This is a genomic window from Pseudomonas sp. HMSC08G10, from assembly GCF_001808425.1.
Classification (GTDB): Bacteria; Pseudomonadota; Gammaproteobacteria; order Pseudomonadales; family Pseudomonadaceae; genus Aquipseudomonas; species Aquipseudomonas guariconensis.
In genome coordinates, this window is record NZ_KV793292.1 from 58,472 (window position 1) to 71,766 (window position 13,295).

General features: G+C 62.7%; 9 protein-coding genes. 5 read left to right on the plus strand and 4 right to left on the minus strand.

Going from position 1 to position 13,295, the window contains the following annotated elements:
- Positions 1-8 precede the first annotated feature (8 nt).
- Positions 9-1,043 (minus strand): acyltransferase family protein, encoded by a 1,035-nt coding sequence (locus tag HMPREF3173_RS03760; RefSeq protein ID WP_070571595.1) that lies wholly within the window; start codon positions 1,041-1,043, stop codon positions 9-11.
- Positions 1,044-1,257: 214 nt separating this feature from the next.
- Positions 1,258-3,558, minus strand: coding sequence for a fatty acid cis/trans isomerase (locus HMPREF3173_RS03765; protein ID WP_070571596.1), 2,301 nt, complete (start codon positions 3,556-3,558; stop codon positions 1,258-1,260).
- A gap of 173 nt (positions 3,559-3,731) precedes the next feature.
- Here HMPREF3173_RS03765 and metH point away from each other — a divergent pair, with 173 nt between their 5' ends.
- Together metH and HMPREF3173_RS03775 are read left to right on the plus strand one after the other, a co-directional pair.
- Positions 3,732-7,439 carry a methionine synthase gene (metH, locus tag HMPREF3173_RS03770; protein ID WP_070571597.1) on the plus strand — a complete coding sequence of 1,236 codons (3,708 nt, stop codon included), beginning with the start codon at positions 3,732-3,734 and terminating at the stop codon, positions 7,437-7,439.
- Positions 7,440-7,600: 161 nt separating this feature from the next.
- Positions 7,601-7,819, plus strand: coding sequence for a DUF2970 domain-containing protein (locus HMPREF3173_RS03775; protein WP_043206924.1), 219 nt, complete (start codon positions 7,601-7,603; stop codon positions 7,817-7,819).
- A gap of 265 nt (positions 7,820-8,084) precedes the next feature.
- Here HMPREF3173_RS03775 and HMPREF3173_RS03780 read toward each other — a convergent pair whose 3' ends face one another.
- Positions 8,085-9,167: an ABC transporter substrate-binding protein gene (locus HMPREF3173_RS03780; protein WP_070571598.1), complete on the minus strand. Its 1,083-nt coding sequence runs from the start codon at positions 9,165-9,167 to the stop codon at positions 8,085-8,087.
- Between the two features lie 217 nt (positions 9,168-9,384).
- Here HMPREF3173_RS03780 and HMPREF3173_RS03785 point away from each other — a divergent pair, with 217 nt between their 5' ends.
- From HMPREF3173_RS03785 to dkgB, 3 genes are all read left to right on the plus strand, one after another.
- On the plus strand, positions 9,385-11,037 hold the full coding sequence (locus tag HMPREF3173_RS03785; protein WP_070571599.1) for a nitrite/sulfite reductase: 1,653 nt from the start codon (positions 9,385-9,387) through the stop codon (positions 11,035-11,037).
- Complete coding sequence (locus HMPREF3173_RS03790; RefSeq protein WP_070571600.1) at positions 11,021-11,515, plus strand: DUF934 domain-containing protein; 495 nt, start codon at positions 11,021-11,023, stop codon at positions 11,513-11,515. Before HMPREF3173_RS03785 ends, HMPREF3173_RS03790 begins: the two co-directional genes overlap by 17 nt.
- Before the next feature lie 231 nt (positions 11,516-11,746).
- The gene (gene dkgB / locus HMPREF3173_RS03795) at positions 11,747-12,550 is read left to right on the plus strand and encodes a 2,5-didehydrogluconate reductase DkgB (RefSeq protein WP_070571601.1); all 804 of its coding nucleotides are present in this window, start codon (positions 11,747-11,749) and stop codon (positions 12,548-12,550) included.
- Positions 12,551-12,625: 75 nt separating this feature from the next.
- Here the strand turns inward: dkgB and HMPREF3173_RS03800 are convergent, their stop codons facing one another.
- Complete coding sequence (locus HMPREF3173_RS03800) at positions 12,626-13,294, minus strand: DUF3313 domain-containing protein (RefSeq protein ID WP_070571602.1); 669 nt, start codon at positions 13,292-13,294, stop codon at positions 12,626-12,628.
- Position 13,295 lies beyond the last annotated feature (1 nt).

Here is a 13,295-nt window from a genome sequence, read left to right on the forward strand (position 1 = left end):
ACAAAGTCCTAGTATTTGACTCGGGAAAGCGCCAGCACCTGGGCTGGCTCCCTGTCTTCACGCAACCAGGCCTGCATACGCCGGTACAGGCCGCGCTCCAGCCAGTGGAAGCTGAGCCACGACATTAGTCCAATGGACAGCACGCAGACGGCAAACACTGCATAGGGATTCAAGCCCAGGCGCTGACTGGCGAACCAGCCGCCATAGAGCACCAGCACGTGAATCAAGTACACCGAATAGGAGCAGTCGCCCAGTGCCTTGAGCACCCGGTTGCCATGGAAATACGGCTCCAGTGCGACAAACGCCAACACCACCAACGCACTCGGCACGCCCCAGTGCAGCAGGCGCACGGAGGCATCCAGCTGATACAAGGCATACCCCGCCAACCCCAGTACCATCAGCGGCAACCACAGCCCTTCGCGCACCAGCCCGCGGCGGTACAGCACGCCAATGCCGATGCCCAGCAAGAACTCGTAGATGATGCCGTTGCTGTAGAAGCGGCTCAGTACGCCCATGCGTCCAAGCACCTCACTGACCATCAACAGAGCCGCGGTCACCAGCAACAGATGGTGTCGCCGTCGCACCAGGAAGGCCAGGCCGAACAACAGGTAGAAGAACATCTCGAAGTTCAGCGTCCAGCCGACGTTGAGTGTCGGATACAAGCCGTAGCCGCCGGGGTTCTCCGCCGGGATGAATAACAGCGACAGCAGCAGATGCTGCCCGTCGAACACTTGGTGCGGCATCCAGCGACTGGCCACCAGCAACAGCAAGGCCATCAGCAATGTGTAGAACCAATAGGCAGGAACGATGCGCAGCACCCGATTGAGCAGGAACTGCCCGGGCGCGATGGGTTTGTCGCGGGTCGAGAGGTAGATCACCAGCCCGCTGATGACGAAGAAGATATCCACGCCCACGGCACCTCGTTCGGCGAGCAGTCGGCCGATCGGCCCGGTGGCGTGGAAGTCGAAGAAGATCTGCATGAAGTGGTGGCAGACCACCACCCAGGCGGCGAATGCCCGGAGAGCCTGAAGCGAATACAGCATGCCGGTTCCTGCGGTTTTCGGTGCATTGAGGCCCCGATCGAACGCAGCGGCGCACACTGCGCGCTCGTCGAAGCTAAACCCGCTTGCGCACGGTTTGCGGCGAAACCGTGGGAGCGGGTTTACCCGCCAAGGGCTGCCACACAGCCCCCGCGATGGATCAGGACCACCCGGCAGGTCCGACCGCAACGTATCCGAAAAGGTCAGCCCGACCCGATCAAAGGTTCTCGTAGCGGTTCATGTCCAGCACACCCGCTTCCACAGGCTCGGTCTCCTTGATGAACGTGTTCAGGTCATGGAAGTAGCGCCAGAACTCAGGGTGGCTGCGGCGCACGCCCCAGCGCATGACGATCCGCTCGAACTTGGCCGTATCGTCGCGGGCAGCCTCCATGTCCTCGACGAACTCCGGCACATCCTGGGTCGGGATGTTGAAGATGAAGTTCGGGTAGCTGCTGAGCACGCCCGGGTACAGGGTCAGCGTGTCCAGGCCCGGCTGGTAGCGATAGGCCTCGCCGAGCAGGAAGGCAACATTGCTGTGGGCGCGGTTGCGCAACAGGCTGTAGACCTGGCGCTTGCCGCCCTGCCCTTCGACGCGCAGCTGGGTCGCCTCGGGCAACTGATTGATCACCTTGAGCCCGGCAGCCGGGCGCGAGACCAGACGGCTAAGACTCTGCTCGGCATCTTGGAACTCGGCGCTCATCTGCGGACGCGAGCAATGGGCACCGGTGCAGCGGTTGATCGGATCGGGCGCCGCGTTGAGGCTACCAGTGCGTTGCAGCAATTTAAGGCCGAAATCACGCTTGGGATTTGCCTCGTCCAGTTTCAGCGCACTTGGTGTACTGGTGTCGATGTCCTCGTAGTCGAGCCACATCTTTACCTTGCCGCTGTTCTGGTACCAGTCGCTCAGGATCGCGCCGCGCTGGTCGGCCGGCATCAGGCGCAGGAAGTTGATCTCGGCACCATTGCGGATCAGGTCGAAGTACAGGCGGGTCTGCAACTGGTGCGAGACGTTGCCGAATACATCGAAGTTCACCGCCAATTGATAGTAGGTGCGCTCGAACAGCGGGTAGTCGAACAACCAGGTGGTCAGCGGCACGTCGCCGATCAGGCCCTTGCTCACCGACGCGCTGTCGAAGTGGCGGAAGATGGTCAGCAGCGCGTTGTCATTGCCCGCCCACAGGGTCGACCAGCTCGGTGCAGGCATCTGGGCATAAGCTTCGCGACGCAGCTTCTCGTATTCGTTGCGCTTGTCGCGATAGGCATGCCACAGACTCAGCACACTGCCCACGTCGTCGATCTGCCCAGGCATCGCCAGCAGCGGTGTCGCCTTGCCGCGGTACTCGGCATCGGTGATGTAGCGGTCATGGGCCGGTTCCTGGAACAGCGCCCAGAAGTTGTCGCGGATCACATCGGTGGCGATCTGCCCACGGCACACCGGGCCCCGGATGAAGGTGCGCACGAAGTATTCGGCGTTATCCAGCATGAACTGGTAGCGCGCCACCGCCGGAATCGCCTCGAAGGTCTCGAACGGGTTGGAGCGGTGGCGCGGGCCGTACCCCGGCAGTGAAGTGGCGTGCCAGTCACCGCTATAGAACAGTTGCTTGACGCGCTTGAGCTTCTGCGGCCCCATCGGGTAGGTGATGTGGGTCTTGTGCACGATCACGCCCTGTACCGGGATCAGGCGGTAATAGAAGTCAGTGCCGGGCGGGTCGTTGGGCCTGCGGGTGGCGATGATGTCCACCGGCTTTCCGCTTGGGGTGCGCGAACGCACCCACTGGAAGAAGTGCCCCGGCTCGCCCCCGTTGAAATAGACATGCGCCAGGAACAGATGCTCGTACAGCCAGCGGCCCACCAGGGCCTCGGTGGAACCCGGACGGTTGAGCAGCTCTTCCCACTCGGCGATCTGCCGGGCCTCGATGGCGCTGGGCTGGATCGGTTGGTATTCGACCGGCGCACCGGCCGCCAGCCAGCGTTGCAGGGTCTGGTATTCGGCATCGGTGAGCCCGGTGACAGCTAGCGGCATCCCCTCCTTGGGGTGGGCACCGGCGTAGGCATCGAACTCATGGGGCAATGGGCACATGTTGTTACGGTTGAGCCCCAGGACGATCTCCTCGGGCAGCTTGGCGTTGGGCGTCAGCGGGGTCTTGTGACCCAGCTCGAGCATACGTGCCATCAACGCGGCCTGGCTGCCCTGGTTGTCGAGCACCGAATAAAAGCCCATCTTGCGCCAGGCCTGCTCGTCGTGGGCGTCATAGAACAGCCGCGTGGTGGGCACCGCCTTGCTGCGCTCACCCTGGTACACCGGCGTCTTGGAAGCACCGCGCACCGCACCTTCTGGGCTTTCCAGCTTGAGCTGGCAGGCCGCGTCGTTGCATGCATGGCAGGCCACGCACTTCTCAGTGAAGATCGGTTGAATGTCCCGGGTGTACGAAATCGCCGGGCTCGATTGAGGGGCTTGCCCGAACGCCACGCCGCTGATGAGCAGGGCGAAAGCGCCAGCAAGTAAACGATGCACCATGTGCCGAATGTCCTGATTCCTGAAAGCCATCACGATTGCCTGACCGGTCCTTGGGTGCTTTGGCGCGCTCACCAACATGAAGGAAATTCATGCAAATGGCCGGCACGCCTAAAATCCGTGCAGCTTTGTTATTATTCAGCACCTTCCGAAATTCGCCCGACCAGGTAGTTCCTATGTCCGACCGCAGCGCTCGTTTCCAAGCACTCCAGCAAGCACTCAAGGAGCGCATACTGATCCTCGACGGCGGCATGGGTACTATGATCCAAAGCTACCGCCTCGAGGAACACGACTATCGTGGCACGCGCTTCGCCGATTGGCCAAGCGACGTCAAGGGCAACAACGATTTACTGCTGCTCACCCGCCCCGATGTCATCGCCTCGATCGAGAAAGCCTACCTCGACGCCGGCGCCGACATCCTCGAGACCAACACCTTCAACGCCACGCAGATTTCCCAGGCCGACTACGGCATGGAAGCGCTGGTGTACGAGCTCAACGTCGAAGGCGCGCGCATCGCCCGCCAGGTGGCCGACGCCAAGACACTGGAAACCCCGGACAAGCCTCGCTTCGTCGCTGGCGTGCTCGGCCCTACCAGCCGCACCTGCTCGATCTCCCCGGACGTCAACGACCCGGGCTATCGCAACGTCACCTTCGACGAGCTGGTCGAAAACTACACCGAGGCCACCCGCGGCCTGATCGAAGGCGGCGCCGACCTGCTGCTGATCGAGACCATCTTCGACACCCTCAACGCCAAAGCGGCGATCTTCGCCGTGCAGCAAGTGTTCGAGGAAGACGGCGTCGAATTGCCGATCATGATCTCCGGCACCATCACCGACGCCTCCGGCCGTACCCTGTCGGGCCAGACCACCGAGGCGTTCTGGAACTCTGTGCGCCACGCCAAGCCGATCTCCGTAGGCCTGAACTGCGCCCTGGGCGCCAAGGACCTGCGCCCCTACCTCGAAGAGCTGGCCACCAAGGCCGACACCCACGTCTCGGCCCACCCCAACGCCGGCCTGCCCAACGCCTTCGGCGAGTACGACGAAACCCCGGCTGAAATGGCCGCGGTGGTCGAGGAATTCGCCGCCAGTGGTTTTCTCAACATCATCGGCGGTTGCTGCGGCACCACCCCGCCGCACATCCAGGCCATCGCCGAGGCCGTGGCCAAGTACAAGCCACGCGAAATTCCGGACATCCCCAAGGCCTGCCGCCTGTCGGGTCTGGAGCCGTTCACCATCGATCGCCAGTCGCTGTTCGTCAACGTCGGCGAGCGCACCAACATCACCGGTTCCGCCAAGTTCGCCCGCCTGATCCGCGAGGAGAACTACACCGAGGCGCTGGAAGTCGCCCTGCAGCAGGTCGAGGCCGGTGCACAGGTGATCGACATCAACATGGACGAAGGCATGCTCGATTCGAAGGCTGCCATGGTCCGCTTCCTCAACCTGATCGCGGGCGAGCCGGACATCTCCCGGGTGCCGATCATGATCGACTCCTCCAAGTGGGAGGTGATCGAAGCGGGCCTCAAGTGCATCCAGGGCAAGGGCATCGTCAACTCGATCTCCATGAAAGAAGGCGTCGAGCAGTTCAAGCACCATGCCCGCCTGTGCAAGCGCTACGGCGCCGCCGTGGTGGTGATGGCCTTCGACGAGGTCGGCCAGGCCGACACCGCCGCGCGCAAGAAGGAAATCTGCCAGCGCAGCTACGACATCCTGGTCAATGAAGTGGGCTTCCCGCCGGAAGACATCATCTTCGACCCGAACATCTTCGCCGTGGCCACCGGCATCGAGGAACACAACAACTATGCCGTGGACTTCATCGAGGCCTGCGCCTACATCCGCGAGCATCTGCCATTCGCCCTGTCGAGCGGCGGCGTGTCCAACGTGTCGTTCTCCTTCCGCGGCAACAACCCGGTGCGCGAGGCGATCCACTCGGTATTCCTCTACCACGCCATCAAGAACGGCCTGACCATGGGCATCGTCAACGCCGGCCAACTGGAAATCTACGACGAGATCCCTGCGGCGCTGCGCGAGAAGGTCGAGGACGTGGTGCTCAACCGCACCCCTCACGGCACCGACGCACTGCTGGCGATTGCCGACGACTACAAGGGCGGCGGCGCGACCAAGGAAGTGGAAAACGAACAGTGGCGCGCGCTGCCGGTGGAAAAACGCCTGGAGCACGCACTGGTCAAAGGCATCACCGCCTTCATCGTCGAGGATACCGAGGAGTGCCGCCAACAGTGCGCACGCCCCATCGAGGTCATCGAAGGGCCGCTGATGAGCGGCATGAACGTGGTCGGCGACCTGTTCGGTGCCGGCAAGATGTTCCTGCCTCAGGTGGTCAAGTCCGCCCGGGTGATGAAGCAGGCCGTGGCCCACCTGATCCCGTTCATCGAAGCCGAGAAAGGCGACACCCCCGAGGCCAAGGGCAAGATCCTCATGGCCACGGTCAAGGGCGACGTGCACGACATCGGCAAGAACATCGTCGGCGTGGTGCTTGGCTGCAACGGTTACGACATCGTCGACCTGGGCGTGATGGTGCCGGCGGAGAAGATCCTGCAGACCGCTCGTGAGCAGAAGTGCGACATCATCGGCCTCTCCGGCCTGATCACCCCGTCGCTGGACGAGATGGTCCACGTCGCCCGCGAAATGCAGCGCCAAGGCTTCGAGCTGCCGCTGATGATCGGCGGTGCCACCACCTCCAAGGCCCACACGGCGGTCAAGATCGAGCCCAAGTACTCCAACGACGCGGTGGTCTACGTCACCGACGCCTCGCGTGCGGTGGGCGTGGCCACCCAACTGCTATCGAAGGAACTCAAACCGGCCTTCGTCGAGAAGACCCGCCAGGAATACGTGGAAGTCCGTGAGCGCACCGCCAACCGCAGCGCCCGCACCGAGCGCCTGGGCTATGACCAGGCCATCGCCGCCAAGCCTCAGTATGACTGGGCGGGCTACACCCCAGCGGTGCCCTCCTTCACGGGCGTCAAGGTGCTCGAGGACATCGACCTGCGCGTGCTGGCCGAATACATCGACTGGACGCCGTTCTTCATTTCCTGGGACCTGGCCGGCAAATTCCCGCGTATCCTCACCGACGAAGTGGTCGGCGAGGCCGCTACCGCGCTGTACAACGATGCCCGCGAGATGCTCGACAAGCTGATCGACGAAAAACTCATCAGTGCCCGTGCGGTGTTCGGCTTCTGGCCGGCCAACCAGGTCGAGCATGACGACATCGAGGTCTACGGCGACAACGGCGAGAAGCTCGCCACCCTGCACCACCTGCGTCAGCAGACCATCAAGCCGGACGGCAAGCCGAACTTCTCCCTGGCCGACTTCGTCGCGCCCAAGGACAGTGGCGTGACCGATTACGTCGGCGGTTTCATCACCACCGCCGGTATCGGTGCCGAGGAAGTGGCCAAGGCTTACCAGGACAAAGGCGACGACTACAACTCGATCATGGTCAAGGCCCTGGCCGATCGCCTGGCCGAAGCCTGCGCCGAGTGGCTGCACGAGCAGGTCCGCAAGCAGTACTGGGGGTATGCCAAGGACGAACACCTGGACAACGAAGCGCTGATCAAGGAGCAGTACAGCGGTATTCGCCCTGCTCCGGGTTATCCGGCCTGTCCGGACCACACCGAGAAAGCCACGCTGTTCCGTCTGCTCGACGGCACAGCCATCGGCGAGACCGGGCCGAGCGGTGTGTTCCTTACCGAACACTTCGCCATGTTCCCGGCAGCGGCGGTCAGCGGCTGGTACTTCGCTCACCCACAGGCGCAGTACTTCGCCGTGGGCAAGGTGGACAAGGACCAGATCGAGCGCTACAGCGCGCGCAAGGGCCAAGACATCAGCGTCAGCGAGCGCTGGTTGGCACCGAACCTCGGTTACGAGAGCTGATCTGCAAGGCGGCCGCTTTGCGGCCCTTTCGCGGGTAAACCCGCTCCCACAGGGTTAGCAGTGATCCTTGTGGGAGCGGGTTTACCCACGAATAGACCTGCGCAGCGTCCACAGGCCTGTCTACACTGTCGTGTGATTGTCTCTGTTTTCAGGAGCCCTTCATGGATGACAACGACCCCGGCAAACCGCCCACCTTCTGGCAGATGCTTCACAGCATCCTCGCCGCCGCCTTCGGCGTGCAGAGCGGCAAGAACCGCGCGCGCGACTTCACCCATGGCAAGGCCAGCCACTTCATCGCACTGGGCACCTTGTTCACCCTGGTGTTCATCCTGGCACTGATCGGCCTGGTGCAATTGGCCATGCACCTGACCGCCCGCTAGAACGCAAGCCGCCCGCGGATATCCCTTCCGCGGGCGGTTCCGGTTTGCTCGAGGTCTGAAGATCGGCGCTATTGGTGGCTGACCCAATACACGGCGGCCACGACGACCAGGACGATCAGGCAGAGGATCGCCCAGGCGTCGACAGTGCTGTCAGCTTTGCGCAACTTGGTCGAGTTTCCCATTGCATTGCCTCTTGTAGTGGTTATGGGAATGCACTTCAACCAGCAGTTAAGCCCAGCAATGGCCTTCTCTCAAGCAAGGTCTTTCAATAGTCGACAGGCTTGGCCAAAAACGGATAACGAAAACCTTCCGGTCGCCCTTCTGCGCTGTAGCGCAGAAAATCCACGCCCATGTCGTTGCAGCTTTCCAGCAACTTGAGCCAGCGGCGGGCCTTGGCCTGGTCGAACGACTGCAACACCGGCATCGTGTGCGCTTGCAGACCATCACGATTGATCGCCAGCCCCAAGGCATCGTCATGCAACATCACCATGGCCCAGCCGCCCAAGGTGAAATGCCCGCCCATCAGCACACTCAGACGCCCATCGATTCGCGCGTGCAGCGCTTCGGGAGAGCTGTTGATGGCGCCGAAAATCACATCACGCCCAGGCGTGCGCCCCTTCTCTTCAAATGCCTGCATTGCACCGAAAGCCATCTCGTCGTTGGCAGACCACACCAACTGCGTATCCGGATAGCGCTCTGCCAGCAACTGGGCCTGTTCATAGGCGCGCTTGCGACTCCAGCCGCCATAGACCACCTGGCGCAGGCGCACCTGGGGGAAGTCCGCCAGGGCTTGGCGCATGCCTTGCTCACGCAATTGGGAGGCTGGGGTGGTCTTGACCCCGGCGAACGCCACCAGGTCCACCGGTCCCGGACCTGGCGGCAGCGTGGCAACCATCTGGCGCAGCATCTGGTAGCCCGCCTGCTCGTCGTTGGCGGTCAGGGTGCCCAGTACCTGCGCATAGCGATCCGGCTGGGCCTGGATGCTGCGTGCCTGGGTTTCGGTCAGGCCGTTGTTGACCAGGAACAACTTGACGCCAAGCCCCTGTGCCAGACGGATGATTTCCGGGGCCAGGTATTGCTCGTTGACCAGGACCAGGTAGTCCGGCCGCTGGGGCCCGGTCAGCACCGCGCGGGCCTGGGCCAGCGCCAGGTCCGTGCGCCGCTCGCTGTATTCGATGCGCAAGTCCATGCGCAGCTCCTGCGCGGCCGCCTGCATGAAGCGCGAGTAGCCGACCCAGAAAGCCTCATGGGAAAAGCCCGGGTTGAGGAACACCACGGAGGCGGCCTGCGCGTTCGCTGCTGCCAGGAGCAAGCTCAGCGACAGGGCCTGGCACAAGGCCTTGAGCATTCGATGACATCCGTTGCGAAACAAACGCGCGAGTATAAACGGACGGGGCCTGAAGGCGGGCAAATGCCAGTGGGTCTCACTTAGTCCTATTGGTTCTTTTCATATGCAAAAACATCACTTTAGCGCATAAACACAACCTGATATCGTGCTCCGGCTCCGAAGCGGAGTGCGCGGCCGTGCGCGCGAATAGCTGCCTGCAGCCTGAGACAGGACTTATATGTACGTATACGACGAGTACGACCAGCGGATCATCGAGGACCGCGTCAAGCAGTTCCGGGATCAGACCCGCCGCTACCTGGCCGGTGAGCTGAGCGAAGAAGAATTCCGCCCTCTGCGCCTGCAGAACGGCCTGTATATCCAACGTTTTGCGCCCATGCTGCGTGTCGCTGTGCCCTATGGCCAGCTGAACGCACGCCAAGTCCGCGTACTGGCGAAGATCGCCCGTGACTACGACAAGGGCTACGCCCACATCAGTACCCGCCAGAACGTCCAGTACAACTGGCCGGCACTCGAGGACATCCCGGACATCCTGGCAGAGCTGGCCACCGTGCAGATGCACGCGATCCAGACCAGCGGCAACTGCCTGCGCAACACCACCACCGACCAATTCGCCGGCGTCGCCGCCGATGAAGTGATCGACCCACGCCCGTGGTGCGAAATCGTCCGCCAGTGGACCACCTTCCACCCGGAATTCGCCTACCTGCCGCGCAAGTTCAAGATCGCCATCAACGGCTCGAAGGAAGACCGCGCCGCCATCGAAGTCCACGATATCGGCCTGGAGCCGGTGTACAACGAGGCCGGTGAGCTGGGCTTCCGTGTACTGGTCGGCGGCGGCCTGGGCCGTACTCCTGTGGTCGGCTCGTTCATCAATGAATTCCTGCCCTGGCAAGACCTGATCAGCTACCTGGACGCCATCCTGCGCGTGTACAACCGTTACGGCCGCCGTGACAACAAGTACAAGGCGCGGATCAAGATCCTGGTCAAGGCCCTGACCCCGGAAGTGTTCGCCGAGAAGGTCGAGGCCGAGATGGCCCACCTGCGTGGCGGCCCGACCACCCTGACCGAAGCCGAGTTGCAGCGCGTGTCGCGTCACTTCGTCGACCCGGCCTACCTGGCCCTGGACAACGTCGACTACGCCTCGCTGGACCAGGAGTACCCAGGCTTCGCCCGCTGGCGCTCACGCAACACCCGCGCCCACAAGAAGCCCGGCTATGTCGCTGTCACCCTGTCACTCAAGCCCACCGGCGTTGCCCCGGGCGATATCAGCGACAAGCAGCTCGACGCCGTGGCTGATCTTGCCGAGCGTTACAGCTTCGGCTTCCTGCGCACCTCCCACGAGCAGAACATCATCCTGGCCGACGTCGAGCAGCGCCAACTGCACGCCCTCTGGCTGGAGCTGCGCGAACAGGGCTTCGCCACGCCTAACGTCGGCCTTTTGACCGACATCATCTGCTGCCCGGGCGGCGACTACTGCTCGCTGGCCAACGCCAAGTCGATCCCGATCGCCGAATCCATCCAGCGCCGCTTCGACGACCTGGACTACCTATTCGACATCGGCGAGATCGACCTGAACATCTCCGGTTGCATGAACGCCTGTGGTCACCACCACGTTGGCCACATCGGCATCCTCGGTGTGGACAAGAAAGGCGAAGAGTTCTACCAGGTCTCCCTGGGTGGCAACGCCGCGCGCGATGCGAGCCTGGGCAAGATCCTCGGTCCTTCCTTCGCCCAGGACGAAATGGCCGATGTGATCGAGAAGCTGATCGACGTGTACGTGGAACAACGTACCGAAGACGAACGCTTCATCGACACCTACCAGCGTATTGGCATCGACCCCTTCAAGGAACGCGTCTATGCAGCGAATCATTAAAAACAACCAACTGGTCGACGAAACCTGGCACCTGCTGCCCAAAGGCACCTCGTTCGACGAGCTGACCAACTGCGACGACTACATCGTCCCGCTGCAAATGTGGCGTGACCACGCCCATGCCCTCAAGGCACGCGACGGCGGCCTGGGTGTATGGCTGGACAGCGACGAGGAAGCCGAAGAGATCGGCGAAGACGTGGATGCCTTCCAGGTCATCGCCTTGAACTTCCCGGCCTTCACCGACGGGCGCAACTACTCCAACGCGCGCCTGCTGCGGGACCGCTACAAGTTCAAAGGCGAGCTGCGCGCCATTGGCGACGTGCTGCGCGACCAGCTGTTCTACATGGCCCGCTGCGGCTTCGACGCCTTCGCCATCCGCGCCGACAAGGATCCAGAAGACGCGCTGCAGAGCCTGAAGGACTTCTCGGTGACCTACCAGGGCGCCACCGACGAGCCGCTGCCGCTGTTCCGCCGCCGCTGATCGTCACAGCCAGTACCGACCGGCCCGCCCATTGGCGGGCCGTGTCGTTTTCGCCCATTGCCCCTGTCTCACGCACGCGCCACCGGCCATTGATGATTTGAAGTCAAATGACCTTGGTTCACCGGCGTCTTAATCAATCTTCGGTAAATCCGCACACTGGTCTCACTCGATCGATTCCGGGCCACACTATCTCTGGATTCGATCCTTGCCACACTTACCAGGAGCAGATCAATGAGCATTCCCTCTTTCGGCCTCGGCACCTTCCGCCTCACCGGTCAAGCCGTCATCGACTCGGTCAAGTCCGCCCTCGAGCTGGGTTACCGCGTCATCGATACCGCGCAGATCTACGGCAACGAAGCCGACGTGGGCCAGGCGATCTTCGAGAGCGGCGTACCGCGTGACGAGCTGTTCATCACCACCAAGATCTGGGTCGATAACTATGCCGCCGACAAGCTGATCCCGAGCCTGCGCGAGAGCCTGACGAAGCTGCGCACCGAACATGTCGACCTGCTGCTGATCCACTGGCCAGCCCCCGGCAACGGCGTCGAACTGCGCGAATACATGACCGCCCTGGCCGACGCCAAGAAGCAAGGCCTGACGCGTCAGATCGGCGTCTCCAACTTCAACATCGAACTGACCCGCCAGGCCATCGAAGTAGTCGGCAAGGGCGAGATCGCCACCAACCAGATCGAACTCAGCCCGTACCTGCAGAACACCAAGCTCGCAGCGTTCCTCAAGGAGCAAGGCATCACCGTCACGTCCTACATGACCCTGGCCTACGGCAAGGTGCTCAAGGACCCTGTGCTGGCCGACATCGCCGCCAAGCACAAGGCGACCGTCGCACAAGTCGCGCTGGCCTGGGCGATGCAGCTGGGCTATGCGGTCATCCCCTCCTCCACCAAGCCCGAGAACCTGGCCAGCAACCTGCTTGCCCGCGACCTGCGCCTGGATGACGAGGACATGACGCGCATCGCCAAGCTCGAGCGCAACGGACGCGAGGTCAGCCCTGACGGCCTGGCGCCGATCTGGGACTGAGCCAGGGCAAACGTCTGCCAATGCGAAAACAAAGGGCTGCTATGCAGCCCTTTCGTTCATCCCGCGCAAGAGTTTCTACTGAAGACGCGCCGAATAGGCCGTACGCAGGTCACCCGCCCAGCCATCGAGCACCGCCTTGACGTTGTGCGCGGTCAAGACCTGCTTGTCATTTTCCAGCGGTACACCCGTACCCTTGCGCACCAGCTCGGCGACGACCGCGCCGGTTTCGCCGTCCTCGAAGGACACCTCGGTGGCGATCTCGCTGTCCTGGTCGCGTATCCCCGTCGCCGCACTCACGCCAGCGGCCACCAGCGTGACCGGCAGCCACTCATAGAAGCGCAGGCCTTGGGTGGAGGTGGCGATCCGGGTGATGGCAGGCCTGACGACCAACGTGTCCGGGCCAGGCTTCGAGGCCAGGGGGACGACTTTTCCCAACTCCAGCCTCAGCGCCGCATCGTAGTAGCCGGTGACGTTGATCAAGGTGCTGCGGGGGATCCGCTCGGTCGGCTCAGGCCGCGGATAGAACTGGCTCGGTTCCAAGTACACCTGTTTGTAGCGACCGGTCTTGAGCGCCGGGCTGACCCAACTCGACACAGGCTGGCCCGAGGGTGACTGGTGCGGCGCCAACTGGCTGTAGTCCTTCAGAAACCCCGTGTACATCTTGGGGCTGACGGACTTGCTGCTGCATGCCGACAGGCTCAGGGTGGCCGCCAGCATCAGCGGCAGCGAGCGATGCTTTTTCATC

Excerpts from the sequence above, each read along its gene's own strand:
- HMPREF3173_RS03760 (WP_070571595.1), bottom strand. The coding sequence starts at position 1,043 with ATGCTGTATTCGCTTCAGGCTCTCCGGGCATTCGCCGCCTGGGTGGTG.
- HMPREF3173_RS03765 (WP_070571596.1), bottom strand. The coding sequence starts at position 3,558 with ATGGTGCATCGTTTACTTGCTGGCGCTTTCGCCCTGCTCATCAGCGGC.
- metH (WP_070571597.1), top strand. The coding sequence starts at position 3,732 with ATGTCCGACCGCAGCGCTCGTTTCCAAGCACTCCAGCAAGCACTCAAG.
- HMPREF3173_RS03775 (WP_043206924.1), top strand. The coding sequence starts at position 7,601 with ATGGATGACAACGACCCCGGCAAACCGCCCACCTTCTGGCAGATGCTT.
- HMPREF3173_RS03780 (WP_070571598.1), bottom strand. The coding sequence starts at position 9,167 with ATGCTCAAGGCCTTGTGCCAGGCCCTGTCGCTGAGCTTGCTCCTGGCA.
- HMPREF3173_RS03785 (WP_070571599.1), top strand. The coding sequence starts at position 9,385 with ATGTACGTATACGACGAGTACGACCAGCGGATCATCGAGGACCGCGTC.
- HMPREF3173_RS03790 (WP_070571600.1), top strand. The coding sequence starts at position 11,021 with ATGCAGCGAATCATTAAAAACAACCAACTGGTCGACGAAACCTGGCAC.
- dkgB (WP_070571601.1), top strand. The coding sequence starts at position 11,747 with ATGAGCATTCCCTCTTTCGGCCTCGGCACCTTCCGCCTCACCGGTCAA.
- HMPREF3173_RS03800 (WP_070571602.1), bottom strand. The coding sequence starts at position 13,294 with ATGAAAAAGCATCGCTCGCTGCCGCTGATGCTGGCGGCCACCCTGAGC.